The organism is Stutzerimonas zhaodongensis (assembly GCF_003696365.1).
Taxonomy (GTDB): Bacteria; Pseudomonadota; Gammaproteobacteria; order Pseudomonadales; family Pseudomonadaceae; genus Stutzerimonas; species Stutzerimonas zhaodongensis.
Window position 1 is genome coordinate 92,899 of record NZ_RFFM01000003.1, and the last position, 25,885, is coordinate 118,783.

Genomic DNA, 25,885 nt, shown 5'->3' on the forward strand with positions numbered 1-25,885 from the left:
GGTTCCCTCCATACAGAGGAGGGGCCTCTGCAGCCTCTTTCTAGACGATGCGAGATTTTTATCGTTCAGCCTCAGAGATGGGCGGAAGCGCCTCGGCTGCTCGTGCTGGCCAGGCCAGTCGTGACTGATCGTCGCCACGTCGGAACGCACGCCACTTGGCAAGTTCGAAACTAGGCATTCCCGTACGAGAGCCTTTCTTTTGATCATTTACAGCTCATCCGCTGGCCATATGTCCTGCCAATCGTTCGCGACGGATTGGCGAGCCACCCTTGTCCCGAGGGTGCTTGTCGGCCGCCTACAGAGGGTAGGACGCGAATGAAACTGACGCGGATACTTATCATCCTTGGGTTCGTCATCGCAGGGGTCTGCTTTTTCTGGTTCGACCTTGGCGAGTACCTGACGCTCGAAAATATTCAGTCAAGGAGCGGGGCGCTTCGTGATCAGGTGCAAGCGCATCCCTGGTGGGCAGGTGCGATATTCTTCACCGCATACGTCGCGCTGACCGTGCTGTCGTTCCCCGGGACGGTGATCCTTACCCTGCTTGCTGGCGCACTGTTCGGGTTGATGGGCGGCACGCTGCTGGTGTCTTTCGCGAGCAACGTGGGCGCGCTGATCGCCATGGTGATCAGCCGGTTTCTGTTGCGCGATTGGGTACAGAAGCGGTTCGCCAAACAGATCGCCGGCATCAACCGTGGGCTTGAGCGGGACGGTTCCTTTTACCTTTTTTCACTGCGGTTGATTCCGTTGGTCCCGTTCGTGCTGCTCAATCCTGCGTTGGGCCTCACCCGCGTGAGTGTCTGGACGTTCTGGTGGACGACCCAGGCGGGCATGTTGCCGGGCAACGCCATCTACGTGAATGCAGGCCGTCAGTTGGCGCGCCTGCAGTCGGTCTCGGACATCCTTTCGCCAAGCATGATCGGGACGCTGATATTGCTGGCGGTATTCCCACTGGCTGCGACGAGATTGTTGACTCACTACAAAGGGCGCAAGGCGTTCCGCGGCTGGCAAAAACCAAAGCATTTCGAACACAACCTGGTGGTCGTCGGGGCGGGGAGTGGGGGGCTTGCCGCTGCCCGTGTTGCTGCATCGATGAAAGCGCGGGTCGCCCTTGTCGAGCCAGGCCGGCTAGGCGGCGCGGCCTTGAACAGTGGCAGCGTACCGGCTCGGGCTCTCATGCAAGCCGCGAACAGCGCTTATTCGTTGCGTCAGCACGGCAATATGGCTGACGTTACTCGGGACGACGATTTCGCCCGTGTCATGCATCAGGTTCGCCTTACCCTCAGTGATGCGCAGGACCGCGTTACCGCTGATGGCTATCGAGCGATGGGTGTTGAGGTGATTACGGGCGAGGCGCAATTGATATCGCCCTGGTCGGTGCAGGTGGGTGATCGCAACATCAGCTCGAGGTCAATAATTCTTGCGACCGGCAGTAAACCCTACATACCTGATATTCCCGGCCTGGATCAGGTCGAGCCGCTGACCTCAGAAAATATCTGGGACTTGGAAGCGCGCCCGGACCGTTTGCTGGTACTAGGCGGCGACCGAAACGCCTGCGAGCTCGCTCAGGCCCTACAACGAGTGGGCTGCAAGGTCACGATGTTGAGCGAAGATCAACACCTGCTCCAGGATCTCGAGCCCGAAGCGCGCCAGGCGGTGTGCGATGCGTTGCGTGCCGACGGTGTCGAGCTTCTGTTGGACCACGTTGCGCAGCAGTTCGAGAGGACGGACGCGGCATATCAGTTGACGTGCATGACGGATGACCAACAAAGCCTGACGATTGCCTTCGACCGAGTACTGATTGCCATGGGCAGGTGCGTTCAGGCCAATAATCTGGGACTGGACAAGTTGCAGCTGAGTGTCCGCGACGACGGCACCATTGAGGTTGATGAGTACCTCGCGACCCGTTATCCCAATATCTATGCGGTGGGCGGCGTAACGGGACCCGATACGTCTATCCACGAAGCTGCGCATCACGCCCGATTTGCCGCGCTAAATGCGCTTTTCTCAGGCCTGCGGCGCGTCGTTGTCAGCGATCGAGTTGTGCCCGTAGCGGCGTTTACATCGCCGGAAGTTGCGATGGTCGGCGTCACGGAGGCACAGGCTAAGGCTGCCCAGACTGAATACGAGGTCACGCTGGTACATCTTGAGGATCTGGCTCTGGCTCAGCTGAACGCTGGTAACAGGGGTTTCGTAAAGGTTCTCACCGAGCGCGGGCGTGATCGAATCATCGGCGTCACCTTCGTGGGCGATGGCGCCAGCGAAGCGCTGGGAGTGTTCGTGGTCGCCATGAAGCACAAACTTGGCTTGAAAAAGCTGCACCGTGCCGTGCATTTGAATCCCAGCCTGGCTGAGGCCAGCGTTGCGGTTGCAGAAGCCTGGCAACGGGCGCACAGCGCAAAACGACCGTTAATTTGGGCAGAGCGCTTGCAACGTTGGCGTCGAGGCCGAGAACCGGATCAAGCGCAGACCGAAGACGGGTCAGAAGCAAAGTCATCCGCGTAAGCAGAAGCTAACGTTTTTATGCAGCTACGCAGCAGTCGTGTTGCAACGGATGTCGCCGACATTGTGGGAATGTCACCGATAGCCGCTGAAGGTCTTGATGGCCGACGGCGGCATCGGAAGCTAAATGGTGGTCGAAATGTTCAGCGCAATGATCCAAGGCTCATAACACTTAACTTCGCATAATCTATATTATGTTAAATAACGTATTGGGTTTTTACACGTGCTTAGGCTTTCGTCGACGTTTTCGGTAATTCCCTTCCAGCACCGCGGGTTCGATCAGAACACCGCGGCCCTTTCCGTTGATTACTGGTTCTGCAATACAACCGCACGAATATCTTTCGCCAATTGGCGTACGCGTTCTTCGCTGGTATCCCAAGAACACATAAAACGCGCGCCGCCTACGCCGATGAATGTGTAGAACATCCAGCCTCGACTTCTGAGCGCTTCTAATGCCAATGGCGGAATGCTGACGAACACGCCGTTCGCCTCGACGGGAAACATCAGCTCAACGTCAGGAACGTCGCTGACCAGTTCAGCCAGCAAACGGGCACATTGATTGGCGTGCTCGGCATACTTCATCCAGGCGCCGTTTTCCAGCAAACCCACCCAGGGCGCGGACAGGAATCGCATCTTGGATGCCAGTTGCCCGGCCTGCTTGCAGCGATATTCGAAGTCTTCCGCCAGCGCTCGATTGAAAAACAGGATCGCTTCACCCACGGCCATCCCATTTTTGGTGCCACCGAAACACAGGACATCCACACCTGCTTTCCAGCTCAGCTCTGCCGGTGAGAGGCTCAGATGTGCGCAAGCGTTGGCGAAACGGGCACCGTCCATGTGCAGATGCAGGCCCAATTCCTTGCAGGTATCGCTGATGGCGCGCAGTTCGTCTGGTCGGTAGACGGTGCCTATCTCGGTCGCTTGAGTGATGCTGACCACTTGCGGCTTTGGGTAATGGATATCCTTGCGCTTGAGTGCGATTTCACGAATTGCAGCAGGCGTCAGCTTGCCCTGTTCGGTCCGTGCGACCAGCAATTTCGAGCCGTTGGAAAAGAATTCTGGCGCGCCACATTCATCCGTCTCGATGTGCGCAATGTCACCGCATATGACGCTGTGGTAGCTCTGACACAAGGCCGACAACGCCAGTGAATTTGCCGCCGTGCCATTGAAAGCGAAGAACACTTCGCAATCAGTTTCGAACAGCTGTCGAAAATGATCTGCCGCGCGCGCCGTCCATTGATCGTCGCCATAAGCACGGTCATGCCCTTGGTTGGCACGCGCCATGGCGTCCCAGGCTTCAGGGCAGATACCTGAATAGTTGTCGCTGGCAAACTGCTGATTGGCGGTTGTCATCTAAGCCTCTTGTGGGTTGCTGCCTTAATCAGTGATCGGCAAGAAAATTACGGTGTAGAGCCCAAGCGCCCCCAATACCACGACCGAGGCACCGAGCCAGAATATGGAAGTGGCGTCAGCCTGTATGCGGCCACTCTTCACTCCGCTGGCGCTGCGCATATAGCGGCGCCGTTGGGTCGTCCAGATACCGAGCGCTGTGATCAGCGCGAGCGCCACGAGCGCGCCAACAATAGCCCCGTGATATGGCATCCACCGCAGAAAAAGCGCGCTGACCGTGAGCATTGTAAGCAGCGTTCGACCCCAGGCCAGCGAAGTGCGTTCCGGCTGCAAGCCAGGGTCTTCGTGCAACGGTGGTGGCGGCGGCTTGGGCTGCAGACGGCGGCGAAACGAAATGTGCATGATCAGCCGCCAAGTGCGATGTAACTGATCAATACCAAGGTAACCAGCGTCCCGCCAATCGACAGGATCGGGACCAGCATCGGAAATGGTAACGGGCCACTGTGGCGCATCGCGCGTTCGATGCTCAACCAGCGTATGCAAGCTGATGAACTGATGAAGATGGCCAGCAAAAGCAGCGATATCGATAGGATCTTACGGATTTCCAGCGTAAAAACTTCGCCAGCGAATGCTTCAACTGCGACGCCGCCGGCCAACAGTGCCAATGATGTACGGATCCAGGCAAGAAAGGTGCGTTCGTTGGCCAGGGTGAACCGCGGATCCGGTTCATTTCCCCCACTCAGCAACCGATGACTCCAGCGACTTCGTTCCATTGGGCGATGTGTCTCCGATCAGATGGGGCGTGTTTTATAGCTCATTCAAACAGAAACGCAGCGCTCGTGCAGGTTCCATTGCGACCGTCTCCTGGTCAGTCCAGCGCATTGCGCGCTAAGCCGTTACCGAGACCAGCATGTTAATGTTCGGCCTTTCAAGCCCCTAGGAAGAGAATCATGTTGCTTCGCCTGATAGCCGCTGTCGTGCTCGGCACGGCCACCCTGACCGCAACCGCCGAGGATCACGCTCACCATGCGGTGGATGACAAACCGGCGATCACGCAGGTCTGGTCACGTGCGATGCCGCCAACCGCTCCAACCGGCGCTGTCTACTTCCGGGTAAACAACCCAGGCGAAGCAACGGACAAACTCATAGGTGTGCAGACGCCCCGGGCCGAAAAGGCCGAATTGCATACTCATGTGCACAAGGGCGAAGTCATGAGCATGCAGCGGATCGAATCGGTCGAACTTGCCGCAGGTGGCGAGGTGGAGTTCAAGCCAGGCGGTAACCACGTAATGCTGTTCAAACTCAAGGAACCGCTCGTGGCTGGCGAACACTTTCCCCTGACATTGATTTTCGAGAAAGCCGGCGAAGTAACCGTGGATGTCAGCATTCACGATCAGGCGCCCCAGGCGACCGACAGCGGCCATCATCATCACTGATCGCTTTGCCCTGGCCGGGCGGAAGAGCGGCTGCGTCTTCCGTCCCGCTCCCCTGCCCTTGCCCCACCTACGCCTCCGTGCCCGGCTCGACCACCAGCTGCTGCGAGATCAAAGTCCCGTAGGTGTGCGCATTGTGACGAACTCTTCGGCAGCTGTTGGGTGAATCCCTAGCGTGTCGTCGAATATTCGCTTGGTTGCGCCTGCTTTCAAGGCGACCGCCAAACCTTGGATGATCTCTCCGGCATCCGGACCGGCCATGTGGCAGCCCAGCACCTTGTCCGTCTCGGCATCGACCACCAACTTCATCAGGCTGCGCTCCAGGCTGTTGGTCATGGTCAACTTCATCGGCCGGAAGCGGCTCTCGAACAGCACTACCTTGTGCCCCTGCGCTCGGGCTTCTTCCTCGGTCAACCCGACGGTGGCCATGTTGGGCAGGCTGAATACGGCAGTGGCAATCGTGTTGTAGTCGACTGGCCGATATTCGTCAGGCTTGAATAGCTGACGGGCTACGGCCATCCCTTCGGCAAGCGCCACGGGCGTCAGCTGGATTCGACCTATCACGTCACCTATGGCCAGAATCGACGGAGTTGTCGTGCGGAACTGTTCATCCACCGCAACAAAGCCACGCTCGTCCAGAGTCACGTCCAGATTCTCCAGGCCTAGGCCGTCAAGCATCGGCCGGCGGCCTGTTGCATACAGAATGCAGTCGGCTTCCAGCGTACGCCCATCTTTCAACGTCGCCAGCAGCGTACCGTCCGCGCGCTTATCGATGCTGGCGATATCAGCGTTGAACTGCAGGTCGACATCCTTCTTGATCAGCTCATCTTTCAAGTGATCGCGCAACGAACCATCGAAACCACGCAGGAACAGATCGCCTCGGTACAGCAACTTGGTTTCTGCGCCGCATCCGTGGAAGATCGAGGCAAACTCGACAGCGATGTAGCCACCACCGACCACCAGCACCCTGCGTGGGAGCTCTTCCAGATAGAAGGCTTCATTGGAGGTAATGGCATGCTCGCGGCCTGGGATGTCCGGCACGAACGGCCAGCCGCCGGTGGCAATCAGGATGTGTTCGGCGGTGTAATGCTGGCCTTCGACTTCAACCGTGTGCGCGTCGACTAGCCGAGCATGGGCTTGCAGCAAGGTGACGCCGCTGTCAGTCAGGAGGTTCTTGTAGATGCCATTGAGTCGCTGAATCTCGCGGTCTTTGCCGGCTATCAAGGCTTTCCAGTCGAAGGTCGCGCCATCGATTGTCCAGCCGTAGCCCTGCGCCTGATCGATGTCTTCGGAATAATGCGCCCCGTACACCAATAGCTTCTTAGGTACGCAGCCAACATTCACGCAGGTGCCACCCAGATAACGGCTTTCGGCCACTGCGACACGCGCGCCGAAACCAACTGCGAAACGAGCGGCACGGACGCCACCGGAACCTGCGCCGATGACGAATAAATCGAAGTCGTAAGCCATGAACTGTTGTCTCCCTTGTAGAGCGGACAGCATAACCCAGGCGTTTGACCTGATCACCGAAGGAGTGCCACATGCGCCCTACCCTTACTCATCTTGCCCTGCACGTGCCGGATCTGGACGCCTGCATCGCCTTCTATCAGCGATTTTGTGGCATGCATGTTTTCCATGAGCGGGCCGGCAAGGGCTCGCGAATCGTCTGGATGGCCGAACCCGGTAAGGAGCGGGAGTTCATCTTCGTGATCATGCCTGGTGGGCAGGACCGAGCGCTGGCTGACAATGATTACAGTCACTTCGGCTTTGCCATGGCCAGCCGAGGTGAGGTCGATACCGTCGCAGAGTTGGCGCGCGAAGCAGGCTGCCTGATCTGGGAGCCGCGTGATGAGCCCTACCCTGTCGGCTATTACTGCGGCGTGCGTGACCCGGCGGGGAACTACGTCGAATTCAGCTATGGGCAACCGCTTGGCCCCGGCGCCGATGAATTGCCAGCCCCCTGAACGGACGAAGCCACCCGGAGGTGGCTTCGTACATAACGCGCTGTCGCTTAGAACGCTTTACCGGTCAGGTAGAAGTTCTCGTAGCAGAAGTTTGTAGCACCGATGTAGCCTTCGGCAGAGCCGCAGTCGAAACGCTGGCCCTTGAACTTATATGCCAGTACGCAACCATCCTGAGCCTGACGCATCAGCGCGTCGGTGATCTGGATTTCGCCGCCTTTACCAGGCTCGGTTTGCTCGATCAGATCGAAAATGTCCGGTGTCAGGATATAGCGACCAATGATCGCAAGGTTGGATGGTGCATCTTCAGGCTTCGGCTTCTCGACCATGTGGCTGACGCGGAAGATGTCGTCGCGGATCATCTCGCCAGCAATAACGCCGTACTTGCTGGTTTCTTCTGGCGGCACTTCCTGAATCGCAACGATCGAGCAGCGGAACTGGTTGTATAGCTTGACCATCTGCGCCAGTACAGGGTCGCCGTCCAGGTTGATGCAAAGGTCGTCGGCCAGAACGACTGCGAACGGCTCGTCACCGATCAGCGGGCGGCCGCTGAGAATGGCGTGGCCCAGGCCCTTCATTTCGACCTGACGGGTGTAGGAGAAGCTGCACTGATCGATCAGTTTGCGGATACCGACCAGGTACTTTTCCTTGTCGGTATTACGGATCTGGTGCTCGAGCTCGTAGCTGATATCGAAGTGATCTTCCAGGGACCGCTTGCCTCGCCCGGTAACGATAGCGATCTGGCTGAGCCCTGCCGCTAGCGCCTCTTCAACCCCGTACTGAATCAGGGGCTTGTTCACTACCGGCAACATTTCCTTAGGCATTGCCTTGGTTGCAGGGAGGAATCGCGTGCCATATCCGGCCGCAGGAAAAAGGCATTTTTTGATCATGTGAGTCCTTGAAGAGGAAGGTTCCAGTTGATGCACTGCGTCCAGATCGGTCAGCAGTCATACCCTGCATGTCCCGCCGACAGCGGCTGACTAGAGGCTACGACCACCGAAACGATGCGGGGTTCTACGATTACTTGAGTGAATTCAATCAGTCCGGTGTTCCGATGAGAGGTGGTTGACTTGCGTCTAGCCTGATGCGAACTGAGCAGCTTGCCAAGTAGCCCGAAGAAAAAGAGCTCGAACAGGCGTGGCGTGCTCTAAAAGCAAAAAGGCGGTTGTTCTGGATTGAAGTTCTGTTGAGTCCATCAATGACGTCACTGCCCACGAGACGAACCGTAGCGCCGACTGTTTTCATTGACACAGATCAGTAAATCACCGAATCGATTACAGCTATTCGCACGGGGTGAGGCAGGCTGAGCGCAAAGGGCTGGATTTGCAGATAACTGCTATCGCCGCACAGACGCGCAGGCGTTCAATGCAGCGAAGATCGCCGGCTCGGTGACACTCAAGCACCACATCTGGGGTGTAGATCACCGCAGCAGCTGACCACAAGCTGAACGGATCTTGATCTGAGACAGCCGTTTGGTGATCTGGAATCAGGGATAATCGCGCCACGATGTCGCAGGCCGCATACGCACCCCCGCCAGGCCGTTCCCTATCAATCGCAAGGTAAGCCACTCATGGACCAAACGCCGAGCTTTAACCGCGCCCTGGTCGAGAAGTACGACCGTCCGGGTCCTCGTTACACCTCCTACCCCACTGCGCCACAGTTTCATCAGGCGTTCGCCGTTGATGACTACCGCAATGCCGCACAGGAAACCAACGAGGCCGGAACACCAAAGCCGCTATCGGTGTACATCCATATCCCCTTCTGCAAGAGCCTTTGTTACTACTGCGCCTGCAACAAGATCATCACCCACAAGACCGACCGCGCCGTCGAGTATCTGCAATACCTCAAGCGCGAAATCCAGATGCAAGCCGCGCTGTTTGACCGCTCGCGCAGGTTGACGCAATTGCATTTGGGTGGCGGCACTCCAACCTATTTCACCAGTGAACAACTGGCCGATCTCATGGGTTCACTGCATGACGCATTCAACATGGACGACAGTGACAGCCACGAATTTTCTCTGGAAGTGGACCCTCGCACCGTCACGCCTGAACAGATTCACCAACTGCGCGAGCTGGGCTTCAATCGCCTGAGTTTTGGCGTGCAGGACTTCGATGAGCAGGTTCAGATCGCCGTCAACCGCATCCAGACCGAAGAGCAGACCCGCGAACTGGTCCAGGCCGCACGGGACGCACAGTTCAAATCCATCAGCGTCGACCTCATCTATGGGCTGCCCCTGCAGACGGTGGACAGTTTCAGCGTCACCCTGGACAAGATCATCGACATCCGCCCAGACCGCATTGCCGCCTACAGTTACGCGCATCTGCCGGAGCTGGTGCGCGCCCAAAAACTGATCCGCCCGGAAGATATGCCGCCACCGGAGCGCAAGCTCGAATTGCTTGAGCTGACGATCAAGCGTCTGACCGATGCCGGTTACGTCTATATCGGGATGGATCACTTTTCACTGCCGGATGACGAGCTCACGCTGGCTCGTGCCAATGGCACCCTGCAGCGCAACTTCCAGGGCTACTCGACCCATGCCGATTGCGATCTGATCGGTCTCGGCATCTCCTCCATCGGTAAAGTCGGCAACAGCTACAGCCAGAACGTGAAGGAGCTGTCGCAGTACTACGCGCGGCTCAACGAAGGGATGTTGCCCGTTCACCGTGGATACAAGCTCAGCGAGGACGACCGGTTGCGTCGTGATGTGATCATTTCGCTGATGTGTCATGGCCACATCGATTTCGCCGAGATCGAAAACCGGTACGGCATCGATTTCCGCGAATACTTTGCCGACTCGCTGGCCAAGCTTGACGAGCATGTCGCCGATGGCCTGGTGGAGATAGATGAGGGCAGCGTGCAATTGCTACCGCAAGGCCACCTGATGATGCGCAACGTTGCCATGGCGTTCGATGCGTACCTCGGTGGTGAGCAGCGCGGCCGCTTCTCGCGCACGGTTTGATCCTGGCTAAAGCCAAAAGCTAGACACGTCCACTGCATGGGTATCGCTACGCTCAACCACATCCTACAAGCCAGGCCAGCTCCAGTAGGATGGGGAGCGAAGCGATACCCATCACCCCTGGCAGCCAAGGCGACCTCGGCACTACTCCACCATTGATCGTCCGACCGTTGCCAAAAATGCCGGCAACTGTATAAATACCCAGTCTCTTGGGCCGACACGCCCTCGTTTCACCGAACCGGACGTTCGATGCGCCAGGCCTTGGAAAACCCCTTCTATTACCTTGACAACTTTCGGCAGGTGCTCGCCTGGGTGGGTGAGCGCCATGGGGATCTGCTGAATGAATCCGAGCGTTCCTTTCTGGACCGTTTCCAACATGTCCCGCAGGCATCGCAGGCGCTTTTGGTACGCATGGTCATGCGTAAAGGTGCGCTGTTCCGCGCCAGTAAACTCAGCTACGCCGAAATCGGCTGTCCTATTCGAGCCTCTGAAACGCTTGTCGAACAGGGGTGGATCGAACCCGACCCAACGCTGGATCTCATCCAGCTGTTCGGGCTGCTGAAAAAGGAAGAACTCATCCGCGTGTTCGGTGCACGGCTCAGCAGCCAACGCAAAAGCGACCTGCTGCAAGCTCTTGTGACTGAGCATCCCCAACCTAAACCATTCGCCCACTGGTGCGAGGCGCTTGGCGATGTGGCGTTCGGTTTGACCATCAACGATCTGTGCGACCGGCTTAGGCTGATGTTCTTCGGGAATATTCATCAGGACTGGTCCGAATTCGTGCTGGCCGACCTGGGCATTTTTCGTTATGAACAGGTAGCCTTTTCCCCGGAGTCCCGTGCGTTTCATAAGCGAGCGGACGTAGACGCCTACCTACATCTGCACCGGTGCCGTGAGCGCTTCGAGGCGGGCGAGCCGGTCGATTCGGTGCTGATGGACGTGCCTACCGCGCCCTATGCCAACGACTGGCTGGAAAACCGTCGCGGCAAGCTGTTGCTCGCTATTGCACGGCAATGCGAGCGAGTCGGCGACTTATCCCAGGCGCTGCGTCTGCATTCAGCCAATCGCTATCCGGGGGCGCGAGAACGAGCCATACGGGTGCTGGAGCGCTGTGAGCAACCAGAGGTCGCCTTGCAGTTGGCACTGACTGCCGAGGCTGCGCCTGAAAGCGAGCATGAGGCCCAACAGTTGCAGCGCATCCTGCCACGTTTGCGCCGAGCCCTCGGCGGTCCTGCCTCGCGTCGAGCAGGCATGGCCCAGCCGGTGCGCATCGATCTGATACTGTCCAGGCTGGAGGGACGAAGCGTCGAACGCGCTGTTCAGGAACACCTGACCTGCAGCGATGCGCCGGTTTATTACGTGGAAAACGCGCTGATCAACTCCATGCTCGGCATGTTGTGTTGGGATGCGATCTTTGCGCCTTTGCCGGGCGCCTTCTTCCACCCCTTCCACGCGGCGCCTGCTGACCTCGCCAGGCCAGATTTCCACAAACGCCGCGCCGGGCTGTTCGATGAATGTCTGAGCAAGCTTGGCACGGGCGAATACCGTGACTGCATACGCCGTGTGTTTCGCGAGAAGTTCGGCCTGCAATCACAGTTCGTCAGCTGGGGGCTCTTTGACGAAACACTGTTGGAGCTTGCGCTCGATTGCATCCCAGCCGAGCACTTGGAGGCATTCTTCCAGCGCATTCTTCTGGACGTTCCCAATCATCGCAGCGGTTTGCCGGATCTCATTCAGTTCTGGCCAGCCGAGCGACGCTATCAACTGATAGAAGTCAAAGGCCCAGGTGACCGACTGCAGGACAACCAGAAACGCTGGATAGACTTTGCGCAGCGTCATCAGGTGCCGATTGCCGTCTGCTACGTGCAATGGGCCGAGGTCGTGTCGTGACTTATCGGGTCGCCGTTCGCGCCCTGTGCGAATTCACCGCAAAGCAGGGTGACCTGGATCTGCGCTTCACGCCCTCTCCGACAGCTCTGGAAGGTATGGCTGGCCATGCCACGGTCACAGCCCGACGCGCTAATGGCTACGAGCGTGAAGTAACCCTCGAAGGCAGCTACGGCACCCTCCAGGTGCGCGGCCGGGCAGACGGTTTCGACCCTGGAAAGAACCGGTTGGAGGAGATCAAGACATACCGCGGCGATCTGGACAGGCAACCGGCCAATCACCGTCATCTGCACTGGGCTCAGGCGAAGGTTTACGGCTGGCTGCTCTGCGAAGCGCGCTACCTGCAAACACTCGATATTGCGCTCGTGTACTTCGACGTTGTGACCCAGAAGGAAACGCTGCTGGTTGAAACCTTCAGCGCGGAAACGTTGCAGGATTTCTTCGTGGCTCAGTGCAGGGCCTTCATCGCTTGGGCCGAGCAGGAGCAGTCGCACCGTGCCGAGCGGGATCAGGCGCTTAGGGCGATGCGCTTCCCTTATGGAGAGTTCCGGCTCGGTCAACGCCAACTTGCAGAGGCGGTCTATAAATCCGTATGCACCGGGACCCACCTGATGGCGCAGGCCCCGACGGGTATCGGCAAGACACTCGCCACTCTGTTCCCCCAGTTGAAGGCTGTTCCCGGTCAGCAACTCGACAAGCTCTTCTTCCTTACCGCCAAGACGTCTGGGCGACAGCTCGCGCTCGATGCAGTGAAGAGTCTGTCGAGCGAATCGATGCCGCTACGGTCACTGGAACTCATCGCGCGAGACAAGGCATGCGAGCATCCGGACAAGGCGTGCCATGGAGAATCCTGCCCGCTCGCGCGTGGCTTCTACGACCGGCTTCCCGCGGCCCGCGCTGAAGCCGTCAACCAGCGATTTCTGGATCAGACGCAGGTGCGCAGGGTCGCGCTCGCCCATGGGATCTGCCCCTATTACCTCAGCCAGGAACTGACCCGGTGGGTTGACGTGGTGGTGGGAGACTACAACTACTACTTCGATCTCAGCGCTCTGCTCTACAGCCTTACACTGCTCAATCAGTGGCGCGTGGGCGTGCTGGTCGACGAGGCGCACAACCTCCTTGAGCGCGGGAGAGGCATGTACAGCGCTGAGCTTGATTCCAACCAGATCAGAGGGTTACGCAAGACTCTTCCAGCATTTTTGAAGCGACCCATCGAGCGTGTGCTACGTGCCTGGAGCGACCTACACCGGGAACAGGTCGCCGAATATCAGGTACTCCCGGATCTGCCATACAAGCTCATCAATGCACTGCAACACGCTGTGAACGCTATCACCGAATACATGGGGGAAGACCCGGCTGGTCTAGCCCCGGCGTTGCTGACGGCATACTTCAATGCCATGCATTTCTGCCGATTGGCCGAGGAGTTCGGCGAGCATTCACTGATAGACTGCACACTGGTTTCGGGGCCCGACCGCAATCGCACGAAAGCCTCGGTCCTCTGCATTCGCAATGTGCTTCCCGCCCCCTTTCTCACTGCTCGTATTCGGGAAGCCCGCTCATGCGTGCTGTTTTCCGCCACGTTGGCGCCGCAACGGTTTTATGCCGATACCCTGGGCGTGCCGCGCAATCACGTCTGGATTGATGTGGAGTCACCCTTTCGGCCAGAGCAATTGCACGTCCGATTGGCGCGCAATATCTCTACGCGCTACCGGGACCGTTACGCTTCCTTGCAGCCCATCGTGGACCTGATAGCCGAGCAGTATCGAGAGCGCCCAGGGAACTATCTCGCCTTCTTCAGCAGCTTCGATTATCTGCAACAGGTAACCACTCTGCTCAGTGCACAGCACCCTGACCTGCCCTACTGGGAGCAGACTCGCAGCATGCAGGAGACTGCACGCACCGCCTTTCTCGAGCGTTTTACCGAGCAGAGCAGCGGTATCGGATTCGCCGTATTGGGCGGCGCTTTTTCTGAAGGAATCGATCTGCCCGGCAAGCGTTTGATTGGCGCTTTCGTGGCAACCCTGGGCCTGCCGCAGATCAATCCGGTAAATGAGCAGATGAAGGCAAGGATGGATCAGCTGTTTGGCGCCGGTTACGACTACACCTACCTCTACCCCGGCCTGCAAAAGGTGGTGCAGGCGGCTGGCCGAGTGATCCGCACGACGGAAGACGCCGGAATCCTTCATCTCATCGACGACCGCTTCGCTCGTTCACAGGTCAGACGACTGCTGCCGGGCTGGTGGCCTAACCCAGCCTAATTCAGAGCAGAGTACGAAGCGCAAGGAATGGAGCTGCTCTCTCCTGCAGCCTAGTCTTGCGAGACCTGCACGCGACCTGCTTACCCTACTAGACCAAAGTCTGAGACCTAACAATTCTTTACAAATTGAATTGACAAGCCTTGCTCGGTAGCCATAATCCGATACGTCGTCAGACAACTGATAACGATTTCGTTGCCTGATGAGCGCCGTTCCAAAATCGCGGCTGCGCTACATCCCGCCTCGTCTTAGGCCTTGGCCGCACGAGGTGGACTACTTAAAAAAAGGGAGCACAACAACAATGACCCCACGTAATCCTCTGTCTGTCGCCGTATTCGCAGGCACTCTGTCTCTGGCACTTGGCATTCCTGCCACTGCCAGCGCTGCAGGCTTCGTCGAAGACACCAAGGTCACGGTCAACGCACGTAACTTTTATCACAACCGAAATTTCATCAACGACGCTCCTGTTACTGCAGGCAAGGAACGTAACAAAGCCGAAGAATGGACTCAGAGCTTCATTCTGAACGTTCAGTCCGGTTACACACCCGGCCCGGTCGGTTTCGGTGTAGACGTGCTTGCTGGCGTTGCAGTCAAGCTTGATGGGGGTCGCGGTACTTTCGGTACCGGCTTGCTACCGCGCCACAGAGACGGCCGCCCTGCCGATGATTTTGGCCGCCTGGGCGTGGCCGCCAAAGCCAAGTTCTCCAATACCGAGCTGAAAGTGGGTGAGTTCATGCCGGTGCTGCCGATCCTGCGTAGCGACGATGGTCGTTCGCTGCCACAGACCTTCGAAGGTGGCATGGTCACCTCCAAGGAAATCGCCGGCTTGAGCCTCTATGGTGGTCAGTTCCGCCAGAACAGCCCGCGCGACGACGCCAGCATGGAAGACATGGTCTACAACGGCGGCGCATCCGACCGTTTCAACTTCCTCGGTGGTGAATACGCCTTCAACGATAACCGCACCACTGTTGGTCTCTGGACCGCTGAGTTGAAGGACGTCTACGAACAGCAGTATGTTCAGTTTCTGCACAATCAGCCGCTGAGCGATGATCTGGCACTGACTGCGAATATCGGCTACTTCCAGGGCGAAGACGACGGCAGCGCGCGCGGCGGCAAGCTGGACAACAAGACCTACTCAGGCCTGTTCGGCTTGAAGACCGGCGGCAACACCTTCTATGTTGGCCTGCAGAAGGTCAGCGGCGACACTGGCTGGATGCGCGTCAATGGCACCAGTGGTGGAACGCTGGCTAACGACAGCTTCAACAACGCCTACGATGCGGCCGGCGAGCGCTCCTGGCAGCTGCGCCATGACTACAACTTCGCCGCAATGGGCGTGCCTGGCCTGACCCTGATGAACCGCTATATCAAAGGCGACAACATCGAACTGGCTGGCGATGCCGAAGGCAAAGAGTGGGGCCGCGAAAGCGAATTGGCCTATACCGTTCAGAGCGGTCCGGCCAAGAACCTCAACATCAAATGGCGTAACTCCAGCATCCGCCGTGATTTCGGCAGTGCCAATGACTGGGACGAGAACCGTCTGATCATCAACTATCCGTTGTCCATTCTGTAAGCGGCTCCACCACGCTGGACGCAACTCTCCTCGCTCCTGTTGCGGAAACTTTCGCCCGTCCTTGTGACGGGCTTTTTTTGCTAAGCAACAAGATGGAGCGCGGCACCGAGAGGCGGAAGCATCGCGCTATTGGTCGATAGGTTTTGAGCCGATGCGGGCCGTGCGCGTGCTCAGCGCCTGACCGCAAGCAAGCTGGCTCCTACAGGTGAGGGTGGGACATTAGGCGTATCGTGTTCTACCCGCCTGTGGCGCTACACGTTGGAAGCGGCGGTTCGCTGGATATGGAGCCGGCAGGTAGCCTGCATTGTTTCACCAGGCGCCAAGGTGCACGTTCCGTTGGCGGCCGGGTCTTGCATGCACAAGGCGTTGTTGGCATGGGAAACCGGCTCGACTGCAAAGAAACCCATCTCAGCCGGCGGCGTGAATACCACCAGGTGATCGAGGGCTTCGCTGGCATCCATGGTCACCTCGACGCCCTCCTCCGGCCAATGGACCCGGACAGGCTCGGTGCGACCTATGAAGCAGTTGTCCAGCCCCGGCTCATGCAAAGACCGAGCGATGGAAAAGTCCCATTCCGGAGGAATCTCTGATTGATGCGATGGCAAGTTACGCGAGTCGCTCCGCCAGACCGATTGCGCCGTGAATTGAAGCCGACATTCTCCATGGCGCAGGAAGTATGGATGCCAGCCGAGGCCGGCAGGCATCGACCGAGCGTCGGTATTTCGCAATCTGAGCTCAAGCGCTACGCCGCCATCGTTGAGCCGGATCTCATGCTCGACCTCGAATGCGAACGGCCAATCGAGGGCGCCTTCCCCCTCGGGTTGATGAGCAAGTGTCAGCTTCAGGCTAGCCGATCCCTGCTCCGCGACACTCCAGGCTCGTTTCCAGGCAACGCCATGGATTGGCAATGGATGCTCGGCTGAAAGACTTCGAAGCGGATAGCGTTGCCCTTCATGCTCGAAGGCACCATCTCCTACCCTGTTGGAAAACGGTGCAAGAACGAAGCAGCCGGTACGGCGTACGCTGTCGGAGCCATCCCACGGGCGCAGAACGTCGAATCCAGCGATGCTGAGTCGCGTGATCGCGCCGCCCAATTCCGGACAGACCGACAACGCCAGTAGGCCATCTTTCAGTTCGATTTCGGTCAGCACTGATTGGTGATAGATCACGGCTGCGGCTCCGATAGCGAGCGCATACCACTCGCGTATGTATTAGAAAAGGCGCCCTACATTTGCAAGCTTGTGACTCGCAGTATTGGACGCCATGAAGGGTGTAGCTGAAGGGTGGGATCACGCCTTGTAAGCGAGGGCCCTGATGGCGCAGCCATCTCGATCTGCTCGCACTGGTTAGCACGATCAGACAGCCGTCAGCATCTCCCCACGCTCCAGGAAAGCGTGCAGATTGGCCAACAGCAATTCTTCCATCGCCTGTCGAGTCTCCTCGGTAGCGCTGCCGATATGAGGCAGCAGGACGACGTTGGGGAGGTTGAACAATTGTTCCGGCACGTCCGGTTCCTTGGCATAGACATCAAGGCCAGCACCGCCGAGTCGACCTTCTACCAACGCCTCGACCAGCGCAGGTTCGTCCACCACTGAACCGCGTGAGACATTTATCAGTGAGCCTTTGGCCCCAAGCGCGTCGATGACGTTGCGATTGATCAGGTTGCGAGTGCTCTCCCCGCCCGGGCATGTAAGCACCAGGAAGTCGCTCCAGCGTGCCAGTTCGATCAGGTTGGGCTCGTACCCAAATTCACTGCCGGCCACCGGCCGGCGGTTGTGGTAACGCACCTGCATGTCGAAACCGCTGGAGCGCTTGGCCACAGCCTCGCCGATGCGTCCAAGGCCGACGATGCCAAGCTTCTTACCGCTTACCCGGGCGGCCAGTGGCAACCCGCCAGATGGCCACTCTCCGGCCCGAACGAAGCGGTCGGCACGTGACATCTGACGTGCACAGTCGATGATCAGGCCGAACGCAAGATCAGCGACGCAATCGTTCAACACCTCCGGCGTATTGCTGACCGGAATCCCTCGCGCCTTGGCTGCCGCGACATCAATCGAATCGTAGCCAACACCGAAACTCACGATGGCGCGCAGGTTGGGCAGCCGCTCGATAAGCGCCGCCGTGCAGCCGAAACGTGCAGACGTCACCACGATGTCGATTCGCGTGGCGTGCTGGTCCAGTAGCGCCTCGGCGTCCTGTTCCCAAATTCGTAGAACCTCATGCGCCGCAGCCAGGCCGCGGTTGAAACGTTCGGTCAGGGGGCCGAGCTGGAGAATGCAGGTCACAGGAACACCTCGATTGGGTTAGCGGTTCGGCTCGGTTCGTTGGATCAGAGCACCTTGCCAGGATTCATCAGACCCTTCGGGTCGAGTGTTGTCTTGATGGCACGCATCAGCTCAAGTTCCAGCGGGTCCTTGTAATGCCTGGCTGCGTCGCGCTTGGCCTGGCCGATTCCATGCTCGGCGCTGATGCTGCCGCTGAAACTGACAGTCGAGTCGTATATCACCTGCATGATCGCCTCGTGCTGCGCTTTGAAGCGGGCATCGTCGGCGCCGACCGGTTTGCTGATGTTGTAGTGCAAGTTGCCATCGCCCACATGGCCGTAAGTGACGATTCGCACACCGGGAAAGCGGTCGCGCAGGCGTTGGTCAGTGGTTTCGATGAAATCGGGGATGCAACTGACCGGTACGCTGATGTCGTGCTTGAGGCTCGGGCCTTCGTGATTCTGCGCTTCGGAGATTCCCTCGCGCATGGCCCAGAGTGCGGCGACCTGAGATTCGCTGGAAGCAACCACGGCATCGATCACCCAACCCTTCTCAAGGGCTTCGCCTATGCCGATCTCGAGCAATTGATTGAGTGGTGCCTCCGGCTGGGTGTCGCTCAGTTCGATCAGCACGTACCAGGGATGAGCATCGCCAAAAGGGTCTCTGCAACCGTGAACGTGGCGCAGCACGAAGTCGACGCTCTGCCGTGACATCAGCTCGAAGCCGGTCAGGCGGTCCCCACACAACGCACGTATGCTGCCGATAAGCTCGACCGCCGCAGATGCACTGGGCAACGCCACCCAAGCGGTCGTAACGCTGCGCACCGCCGGGTAGAGCTTGAGCACGGCCGCCGTAATGATGCCCAGGGTGCCTTCCGAGCCGATAAACAGGTGCTTGAGGTCGTAGCCCGTATTGTCCTTGCGCAGGCCGCGCAGACCGTTCCAGATCTGGCCGTCCGGCAGCACCACTTCCACGCCGAGAGTGAGGTCGCGCATGTTGCCGTAACGCAGCACTGCGGTTCCACCCGCGTTGGTGGCAAGGTTGCCGCCAACGGTGCAGCTGCCTTCCGCTCCGAGAGATAACGGAAAGAACCGACCCGCCTCTGCCGCGGCCTCCTGCAAACTCTGCAGAATGACGCCAGCTTCAACGGTAATGGTCTCGTTGGCTGGGTCGACCTGACGGAACTTGGTCATCCGCGTAAGTGACAAGACCACCTGGCAGCCGCTGCCATCGGGAATCGACCCGCCGCACAGCCCCGTATTGCCGCCCTGCGGAACCAGCGCGACCTGTTGTTCATTGCACAGGCGAACCACACCGGCGACCTCCTCCGTTGTGGCCGGACGTATTACCAGGGCAGCCAAGCCCCGGTAAGCGTTGCGCCAGTCGCTGAGATAACTGCGCATGCGCTCAGGGTCCCGCTCGATGCCTGCCGGACCGACGATGGCTTCTATCTCGCGAATGAAGGCCTCTGACAGGTGGCTCATCGCATCCCTCTGGCTTAATTGTGTGACGGCAGGTGACCAACCCTGGTGTGGGACACTTGCCGGTCCTGCGTTGATAGGGTCGCGCTTACCCAAGCGCCGCTCCTACTCCGATCAAGTGATCGGTGCGGGGTTGAACAGGGTGATGTCGTTGTGAATCTTGTGCTGCTCAGCCCAGGTTTTCTTGCGACCGCTAGCGACGTCCAGGTAGTAGTGAAAAAGCTCCCAACCCAGGTCCTCGATGCTCGAGCGGCCGGTGGCGATGCGCCCGGCATCCACATCGATCAGGTCCGGCCAGCGCTCGGCGAGCTCGGTGCGGGTTGACACTTTCACGACCGGCGCCATGGCCAGGCCATACGGCGTACCGCGCCCGGTGGTGAAGACGTGGAGGTTCATGCCCGCTGCCAGCTGCAACGTTCCGCAGACGAAATCACTGGCGGGTGTCGCGCAGTAGATGAGTCCCTTGCTGCTGAATCGCTCACCGGGGCCAAGCACGCCATTGATGGCGCTGCTGCCGGATTTGACGATTGAACCCAGAGATTTCTCGACAATATTGGACAACCCGCCTTTCTTGTTGCCAGGCGTGGTGTTGGCGCTGCGGTCGGCGGCGCCGCGTTCGAGGTACTGATCGTACCAATCCATTTCGCGCACCAGGGCCTCGGCCACTTCCGGCGTTTCGGCACGGGAGGTAAGCATGTAGATGGCATCGCGCACTTCTGTGACTTCCGAGAACATCACCGTAGCGCCGGCGCGGATCAGCAGGTCCGACGCGTAACCCAGCGCCGGGTTGGCGGTGATGCCGGAGAACGCATCGCTACCGCCGCACTGCATACCGAGAACCAACTCAGACGCGGGAACAGTTTCGCGTTGGCGGCGGTTGAGCTTTTCCAGACGCGTCTCGGCCAGCGCCATGATCTGTTCGATCATTTCACCGAAGCCGGTATTGGACTCCTGCAAGCGATACAGCCAGGGCTCGCTCAGGTCGACCGATGCGTCGCCCTCGTGCATGACCTGCTCGGCTTGCAGCTTCTCGCATCCAAGGCTTATCACCAGGGCTTCACCGCCCAGGTTCGGGTTACGCGCCAGATTGCGCACTGTGCGGATCGGGATGTAGGCATCCTTGGCGTTGATGGCTACGCCGCAGCCGTAGCTGTGCGTCAGGGCAACCACATCGTCGACATTGGGATACTTGGGCAGCAGCTCCTTGCGAATACGCGCCACCGCATGATCCAGCACGCCTGTAACGCATTGCACGGTGGTGGTGATGCCCAGGATGTTGCGGGTGCCGACCGTGCCATCGGCGTTGCGGTAACCCTCGAAGGTATGCCCTTCGAGCGGCTCGAGCCGCGCTGGTACGGCGTCTGACATGGGAAGGCTATCGAGTGGAGGCGCAGAAGGCATGCGCAACTGTGTTTCCTTTACCCATGAACCCCGTGCGATGGGCTCTAACGCGTAGCCGATGATCTGGCCGTAGCGGCGCACGGGTTGGTCCACTGCGATATCAACCAGCGCAACCTTGTGGCTCTGCGGCACCGACTCGACCGTGACCAATCCGTCCTGGAACCGGGCACCGATCGGAACACCGCCGTCGTTGACCACCACCGCCACGTTGTCCGCTTCGTTCAAGCGAATGTAACGAGGCGAATCTTGATGTTGAATCAGTTCCACGGTTTCGTTCATATCGGTCTCCGGTCAGGCCGTTTATTGTTGTAGAGCGGTCGGTGCAACATTCAAACGGACTCAGGCACGCTGGTGGGTTGAAGCCCACCCTACGACTGCTTCAGCCAAAATCAGCGCACCAAGCACGGCTTCTTGTTGTTAAAGGTCCATTCCGGAATCAGATACTGCATGGCAATCGCGTCGTCGCGAGCGCCCAGCCCTTTGGCCAGATACAGCTCGTGAGCTTTTTGCAGCGCGTCTTCGTCCAGTTCCACGCCCAGCCCTGCCCTGGCCGGTACGGCGACCTTGCCACCGACGATCTGTAGCGGCTCGCGGGTAAGGTACTGGCCGTCCTGCCAGATCCAGTGGGTGTCGATCGCTGTGATCTTGCCCGGCGCCGCGGCGGCAACATGGGTAAACATGGCCAGTGAGATGTCGAAATGGTTGTTCGAATGCGAGCCCCAGGTCAGGCCCCAGTCATGGCACATCTGCGCGACGCGGACTGAGCCACTCATGGTCCAGAAATGCGGATCGGCGAGCGGGATGTCTACCGATTGCAGCTGGATTGTGTGTCCCATCTGACGCCAGTCGGTCGCGATCATGTTGGTCGCGGTCGGCAGCCCGGTGGCGCGGCGGAACTCAGCCATCACCTCACGGCCGGAGTAACCGTTCTCAGCGCCACAAGGGTCCTCGGCATAGGCCAGCACGCCGTGCAGGTCCTTGCAGAGATCAATGGCCTCGGCCAGTGACCAGGCGCCGTTGGGGTCTAGCGTGATGCGCGCTTCGGGGAAACGCTCGGCCAGGGCTCGTATCGCCTTGACCTCCTCGCTGCCAGGCAGCACGCCGCCCTTGAGTTTGAAATCCTTGAAACCATAGCGCTCATAGGCCGCTTCGGCTTGACGTACCACGGTTTCCGGAGTCAGCGCTTCTTCGTTACGCACGCGGAACCAGGCATCGCTGGCGCCGGATTCATCGCGGTACCCGAGGTCGGTCTTGTTGCGATCGGCGATGTAGAACAGGTAACCGAGCATCTCGACTTCGTCGCGCTGCTGGCCGTCACCAAGCAGGGCGGCAACCGGCACATTGAGGTGCTGGCCTAGCAGGTCGAGCAGTGCTGACTCGATTGCTGTAATGGCATGAATGGCGATACGCAGATCGAATGTCTGAAGGCCACGGCCCCCGACGTCACGGTCAGCAAAAGCCTTGCGGGCTTGGTTCAGCAAGCCGTTGAAGTTACCCACCGATTGCCCGACCAGAATGGCGCGAGCATCTTCCAGGGTCTGGCGTATCGCCTCGCCACCGGGAACCTCGCCGACACCTGTGTTGCCAGCGCTGTCCTTGAGAATGAGGATGTTGCGGGTGAAATACGGACCATGGGCGCCGCTCAGGTTGAGCAACATGCTGTCCTGTCCGGCGACTGGGACCACCTTGAGTTCGGTAACGACCGGAGCACCTTGATTAACTGAATCGTTCATAGTCGTCTCGCTATTGTTTTTATGTGTCGACGTTTGCGGAAACGTCGGTAAGCCACCGTGCGACCGGGTATCAACCACGAATCGCACGGATAGAGCGCACCGGATATCAGCCGATGTAGGTCGTCTTCACCGTGGTGTAGAACTCCTGGGCGTAGCGGCCTTGTTCGCGCGGCCCGTAGGACGAGCCCTTACGGCCACCGAACGGCACGTGGTAATCCACGCCGGCAGTCGGCAGGTTGACCATTACCATCCCCGCCTGAGAGTGGCGCTTGAAGTGGTTGGCGTACTTGAGCGACGTGGTGCAGATGCCAGCCGACAGACCGAATTCGGTGTCGTTGGCCATGGCTAGGGCTTCGTCGTAATCCTTGACCTTAACGACGTTGGCCACTGGACCAAAGATTTCTTCACGGCTGATACGCATGTCCGCCGTGCTGTCGACGAACAGGGTCGGCGCCAGGAAGTAACCCTCGGTGCCGCAGCTTACGCGCTCACCGCCACACACCAGGCGCGCGCCCTCTTCCTTACCGATTTCGATGTAGCGCAGATCCTGATCCAGCTGGGACTGCGATACCACTGGACCAACATCGATGCCCTTCTCAAGCGCCGGGCCGACCTTGATCTTCTTGATGCGCTCGACCATGGCTTCGACGAAGCGATCGTAGATGCCTTCGGTGACAATGATGCGGCTCGAAGCCGTGCAACGCTGCCCGGTGGAGTAGAAGGCGCTCTGGGTGGCCAGTTCAACAGCGGTATTGAGGTCCGCGTCATCAAGGACGATCTGCGGATTCTTGCCGCCCATCTCAAGCTGAACCTTGGCACCGCGATTTACGCAGGTATTGGCAATGCCGCGGCCCACGCCGACCGAACCAGTGAAGCTGACACCATCGACACGCTTGTCGTTGACGATGGCTTCACCGACTTCGCGGCCCTTGCCCATCACAAGGTTGAAAACACCCGCTGGGAAACCGGCGCGCGAAATGATTTCGGCGATGGCCCAGGCGCAACCAGGCACCAGGTCAGCGGGTTTGATGACTACGCAATTGCCGTATGCAAGCGCGGGGGCGATCTTCCACGCGGGAATAGCAATCGGGAAATTCCACGGGGTGATCAGGCCGATCACGCCCAGCGGCTCACGAGTGACTTCAACGCTGACGCCAGGGCGGACGGACTGCAGAGTCTCCCCTGCCTGACGCAGGCATTCGCCGGCGAAATACTTGAAGATGTTTCCGGCGCGGGCGACTTCACCGATAGCTTCCGGCAGCGTCTTGCCCTCTTCCCGGGCCAGCAGCGAGCCCAGCTCTTCACGACGAGCGAGGATTTCCAGCCCGACTTTCTCCAGCGAATCGGCGCGAGCCTGAATACCGGAGGTGGACCAGGCCGGGAAAGCCTTACGCGCTGCAGCGATTGCTGTTTCTACCTGAGATGCGTCGGCCTGGGCATATTCGCCGATGGTGTCCGACAGATCAGAGGGGTTGATATTGGCCTGGTAGTTCTTGCCGGCTACCCATTGGCCATCGATGTAGTTGTCATAACGCTTTGCTTCTGCCACGGAACTCTCCTTCGTGAGGTCCGCCGACGTGCCCTGGCAACGATGCCGGGCACTTGCTGGCGGCGGTGGGGCGAGTGATGGATCTGGCTGGTGTTACTGAGCGCCCTGCTTCTTGATCAGCGCGGCGAGGGCTTCGTACTCGTCCGGCAGCAGGTCGGTCAGTGGCGCGCGAACAGGGCCGGCGTCGTATCCGGAGATCTTCGCGCCAGCCTTGACGATGCTGACCGCATAACCTTTGCAGCGATTACGAATATCGAGGTAAGGCAGGAAGAAATCGTCGATCAGCTTGCCGACTGTTTCGTGATCGTCACGGGCAATGGCGTTGTAGAAATCCATCGCCATCTTCGGCACGAAGTTGAACACGGCAGAGGAGTAAACCGGCACGCCGAGGGCTTTATAAGCCGCTGCGTAAACTTCGGCAGTGGGCAGGCCACCGAGGTAAGTCAAGCGATCACCGAGGCGGCGGCGGATCGAGACCATGAGCTCGATATCGCCGAGACCATCTTTATAACCAATCAGGTTAGGGCAGCGCTCGACCAGCTGCTCGAGCAGCGGTGCAGTCAGACGGCACACGTTGCGGTTGTAGACCACTACCCCGATGTCCACGGATTTGCAGACTTCTTCGACATGGCGGGCCACACCTTCCTGACTGGCTTCTGTCAGGTAATGCGGTAGCAGCAACAGGCCCTTCGCACCCAGGCGCTCGGCTTCTTGAGCGTAGGCAATGGCCTGGCGAGTCGGGCCGCCAACACCAGCAAGAATAGGTACCTGACCGGCACAGGTATCGACGGCTGTCTTGATGACGTCTGGATACTCTTGCGGCGTAAGGGAGAAGAACTCGCCTGTGCCACCGGCAGCGAAAAGAGCCGTCGCGCCGTAAGGAGCCAGCCACTCAAGCCGCTTGATATAGCCTTCGCGGTTGAAGTCGCCTTGCTGGTCAAAGTCGGTTACCGGAAAAGAAAGCAGACCGGAAGAAAGGATGGACTTCAGTTCTTGTGGGTTCATTGTTTGAGCATCCTGTGAAGCTATCTATGTATGAGGTAGGGGCCGAAGCCTTGAGATACGTTATCGTACAACTCAATGAGGCGCTACCGGTTTGTCGAAATTTCTTCCCTCTCAAGTTCCTTTGATCGAGAGGTGCTAACAGCGCAGCTTACCTTGATGTGCCTGTCCTCTCTCTCATCGATTCAAACGAAGTCAGCTGGATATGGCTGCCTGTTCATGATCCAGCGTCATCGCACGGCTCACTGTGCAGCTGAAGTCTCCAGCCTTCCCTGCCAGTCTTCCCTCGCCAATCTTAGGCGGAATCCCAAGGACCCATCGCTGGAGCGACAAAGGTATTTCCGCCAGATCAGCGGCACGCAACCCGCGTTCAGCTAACCTCCCCTTACGTAAGCCGCATCGATCGACATACAGCTCGACCGGGTGGTCATATGGCGCATTTTTTATATTTCGGTGATTTGACAACCAGCACGAGCACTGTTAAAAATCTGCGGTCATACGACAACGTATGACAGAAAATAACCAGAGCCCAAAGGCCATGACC

General features: G+C 58.8%; 19 protein-coding genes. 7 read left to right on the forward strand and 12 right to left on the reverse strand.

Features of this window, described 5'->3' with window-relative positions; genetic code table 11:
• The first annotated feature begins 315 nt into the window (after window positions 1-315).
• On the forward strand, window positions 316-2,502 hold the full coding sequence (locus EA797_RS14625; protein WP_122166482.1) for an FAD-dependent oxidoreductase: 2,187 nt from the start codon (window positions 316-318) through the stop codon (window positions 2,500-2,502).
• Between the two features lie 303 nt (window positions 2,503-2,805).
• Here the strand turns inward: EA797_RS14625 and EA797_RS14630 are convergent, their stop codons facing one another.
• The 3 genes from EA797_RS14630 to EA797_RS14640 are packed head-to-tail and all read right to left on the reverse strand — an operon-like array spanning window position 2,806 to window position 4,622.
• Entirely contained in the window at window positions 2,806-3,852 is a 1,047-nt protein-coding gene (locus EA797_RS14630; RefSeq protein ID WP_122166484.1) for a threonine aldolase family protein, read from the reverse strand.
• A gap of 24 nt (window positions 3,853-3,876) precedes the next feature.
• The gene (locus tag EA797_RS14635) at window positions 3,877-4,251 is read right to left on the reverse strand and encodes a DUF202 domain-containing protein (RefSeq protein ID WP_122166486.1); all 375 of its coding nucleotides are present in this window, start codon (window positions 4,249-4,251) and stop codon (window positions 3,877-3,879) included.
• Window positions 4,252-4,253: 2 nt separating this feature from the next.
• Window positions 4,254-4,622 carry a YidH family protein gene (locus tag EA797_RS14640; RefSeq protein WP_122166488.1) on the reverse strand — a complete coding sequence of 123 codons (369 nt, stop codon included), beginning with the start codon at window positions 4,620-4,622 and terminating at the stop codon, window positions 4,254-4,256.
• 177 nt (window positions 4,623-4,799) lie between these two features.
• Between EA797_RS14640 and EA797_RS14645 the strand changes: the two genes are divergently transcribed.
• Window positions 4,800-5,285: a copper chaperone PCu(A)C gene (locus EA797_RS14645; RefSeq protein ID WP_122166490.1), complete on the forward strand. Its 486-nt coding sequence runs from the start codon at window positions 4,800-4,802 to the stop codon at window positions 5,283-5,285.
• A gap of 108 nt (window positions 5,286-5,393) precedes the next feature.
• On the opposite strand, the gene gorA is transcribed toward EA797_RS14645, so the two are convergent.
• Window positions 5,394-6,752 carry a glutathione-disulfide reductase gene (gene gorA, locus EA797_RS14650; protein WP_122166492.1) on the reverse strand — a complete coding sequence of 453 codons (1,359 nt, stop codon included), beginning with the start codon at window positions 6,750-6,752 and terminating at the stop codon, window positions 5,394-5,396.
• Window positions 6,753-6,823: 71 nt separating this feature from the next.
• Between gorA and EA797_RS14655 the strand changes: the two genes are divergently transcribed.
• Window positions 6,824-7,246 (forward strand): VOC family protein, encoded by a 423-nt coding sequence (locus EA797_RS14655; protein WP_122166494.1) that lies wholly within the window; start codon window positions 6,824-6,826, stop codon window positions 7,244-7,246.
• 47 nt (window positions 7,247-7,293) lie between these two features.
• Here EA797_RS14655 and galU read toward each other — a convergent pair whose 3' ends face one another.
• Window positions 7,294-8,133 (reverse strand): UTP--glucose-1-phosphate uridylyltransferase GalU, encoded by an 840-nt coding sequence (gene galU, locus EA797_RS14660; protein WP_122166496.1) that lies wholly within the window; start codon window positions 8,131-8,133, stop codon window positions 7,294-7,296.
• Window positions 8,134-8,813: 680 nt separating this feature from the next.
• On the opposite strand from galU, the gene hemN reads away from it, so the two are divergent.
• The 4 genes from hemN to EA797_RS14680 all read left to right on the forward strand — a co-directional run bounded on the left by hemN (window position 8,814) and on the right by EA797_RS14680 (window position 15,911).
• A complete protein-coding gene (hemN, locus tag EA797_RS14665; RefSeq protein ID WP_122166498.1) occupies window positions 8,814-10,202 on the forward strand; it encodes an oxygen-independent coproporphyrinogen III oxidase in 1,389 nt (462 codons plus the stop codon).
• Between the two features lie 246 nt (window positions 10,203-10,448).
• Window positions 10,449-12,089: a VRR-NUC domain-containing protein gene (locus tag EA797_RS14670; RefSeq protein ID WP_122166500.1), complete on the forward strand. Its 1,641-nt coding sequence runs from the start codon at window positions 10,449-10,451 to the stop codon at window positions 12,087-12,089.
• Window positions 12,086-14,344 (forward strand): ATP-dependent DNA helicase, encoded by a 2,259-nt coding sequence (locus EA797_RS14675; protein WP_122166854.1) that lies wholly within the window; start codon window positions 12,086-12,088, stop codon window positions 14,342-14,344. The genes EA797_RS14670 and EA797_RS14675 overlap by 4 nt, the downstream gene beginning before the upstream one ends.
• A gap of 298 nt (window positions 14,345-14,642) precedes the next feature.
• Window positions 14,643-15,911 (forward strand): OprD family porin, encoded by a 1,269-nt coding sequence (locus EA797_RS14680; RefSeq protein WP_122166502.1) that lies wholly within the window; start codon window positions 14,643-14,645, stop codon window positions 15,909-15,911.
• Between the two features lie 251 nt (window positions 15,912-16,162).
• On the opposite strand, the gene EA797_RS14685 is transcribed toward EA797_RS14680, so the two are convergent.
• The 7 genes from EA797_RS14685 to kdgD all read right to left on the reverse strand — a co-directional run bounded on the left by EA797_RS14685 (window position 16,163) and on the right by kdgD (window position 25,344).
• Window positions 16,163-17,080 (reverse strand): aldose 1-epimerase, encoded by a 918-nt coding sequence (locus EA797_RS14685; protein WP_341866924.1) that lies wholly within the window; start codon window positions 17,078-17,080, stop codon window positions 16,163-16,165.
• A gap of 186 nt (window positions 17,081-17,266) precedes the next feature.
• Window positions 17,267-18,196 carry a 2-hydroxyacid dehydrogenase gene (locus EA797_RS14690; protein ID WP_122166504.1) on the reverse strand — a complete coding sequence of 310 codons (930 nt, stop codon included), beginning with the start codon at window positions 18,194-18,196 and terminating at the stop codon, window positions 17,267-17,269.
• Between the two features lie 44 nt (window positions 18,197-18,240).
• Complete coding sequence (locus tag EA797_RS14695) at window positions 18,241-19,659, reverse strand: FAD-binding oxidoreductase (RefSeq protein ID WP_122166506.1); 1,419 nt, start codon at window positions 19,657-19,659, stop codon at window positions 18,241-18,243.
• A gap of 111 nt (window positions 19,660-19,770) precedes the next feature.
• Window positions 19,771-21,324, reverse strand: a complete 1,554-nt coding sequence (gene garD / locus EA797_RS14700; protein ID WP_122166857.1) for a galactarate dehydratase — start codon at window positions 21,322-21,324, stop codon at window positions 19,771-19,773.
• Window positions 21,325-21,446: 122 nt separating this feature from the next.
• A complete protein-coding gene (gene gudD / locus EA797_RS14705) occupies window positions 21,447-22,790 on the reverse strand; it encodes a glucarate dehydratase (RefSeq protein WP_122166508.1) in 1,344 nt (447 codons plus the stop codon).
• Between the two features lie 106 nt (window positions 22,791-22,896).
• Entirely contained in the window at window positions 22,897-24,339 is a 1,443-nt protein-coding gene (locus tag EA797_RS14710; RefSeq protein WP_122166510.1) for an aldehyde dehydrogenase family protein, read from the reverse strand.
• Between the two features lie 93 nt (window positions 24,340-24,432).
• The gene (gene kdgD / locus EA797_RS14715; protein WP_122166512.1) at window positions 24,433-25,344 is read right to left on the reverse strand and encodes a 5-dehydro-4-deoxyglucarate dehydratase; all 912 of its coding nucleotides are present in this window, start codon (window positions 25,342-25,344) and stop codon (window positions 24,433-24,435) included.
• Window positions 25,345-25,885 lie beyond the last annotated feature (541 nt).

Bases quoted from the DNA above. Each gene is read 5' to 3' on its own strand.
- EA797_RS14625 (WP_122166482.1), top strand. From the start codon at position 316: ATGAAACTGACGCGGATACTTATCATCCTTGGGTTCGTCATCGCAGGG.
- EA797_RS14630 (WP_122166484.1), bottom strand. From the start codon at position 3,852: ATGACAACCGCCAATCAGCAGTTTGCCAGCGACAACTATTCAGGTATC.
- EA797_RS14635 (WP_122166486.1), bottom strand. From the start codon at position 4,251: ATGCACATTTCGTTTCGCCGCCGTCTGCAGCCCAAGCCGCCGCCACCA.
- EA797_RS14640 (WP_122166488.1), bottom strand. From the start codon at position 4,622: ATGGAACGAAGTCGCTGGAGTCATCGGTTGCTGAGTGGGGGAAATGAA.
- EA797_RS14645 (WP_122166490.1), top strand. From the start codon at position 4,800: ATGTTGCTTCGCCTGATAGCCGCTGTCGTGCTCGGCACGGCCACCCTG.
- gorA (WP_122166492.1), bottom strand. From the start codon at position 6,752: ATGGCTTACGACTTCGATTTATTCGTCATCGGCGCAGGTTCCGGTGGC.
- EA797_RS14655 (WP_122166494.1), top strand. From the start codon at position 6,824: ATGCGCCCTACCCTTACTCATCTTGCCCTGCACGTGCCGGATCTGGAC.
- galU (WP_122166496.1), bottom strand. From the start codon at position 8,133: ATGATCAAAAAATGCCTTTTTCCTGCGGCCGGATATGGCACGCGATTC.
- hemN (WP_122166498.1), top strand. From the start codon at position 8,814: ATGGACCAAACGCCGAGCTTTAACCGCGCCCTGGTCGAGAAGTACGAC.
- EA797_RS14670 (WP_122166500.1), top strand. From the start codon at position 10,449: ATGCGCCAGGCCTTGGAAAACCCCTTCTATTACCTTGACAACTTTCGG.
- EA797_RS14680 (WP_122166502.1), top strand. From the start codon at position 14,643: ATGACCCCACGTAATCCTCTGTCTGTCGCCGTATTCGCAGGCACTCTG.
- EA797_RS14695 (WP_122166506.1), bottom strand. From the start codon at position 19,659: ATGAGCCACCTGTCAGAGGCCTTCATTCGCGAGATAGAAGCCATCGTC.
- gudD (WP_122166508.1), bottom strand. From the start codon at position 22,790: ATGAACGATTCAGTTAATCAAGGTGCTCCGGTCGTTACCGAACTCAAG.
- kdgD (WP_122166512.1), bottom strand. From the start codon at position 25,344: ATGAACCCACAAGAACTGAAGTCCATCCTTTCTTCCGGTCTGCTTTCT.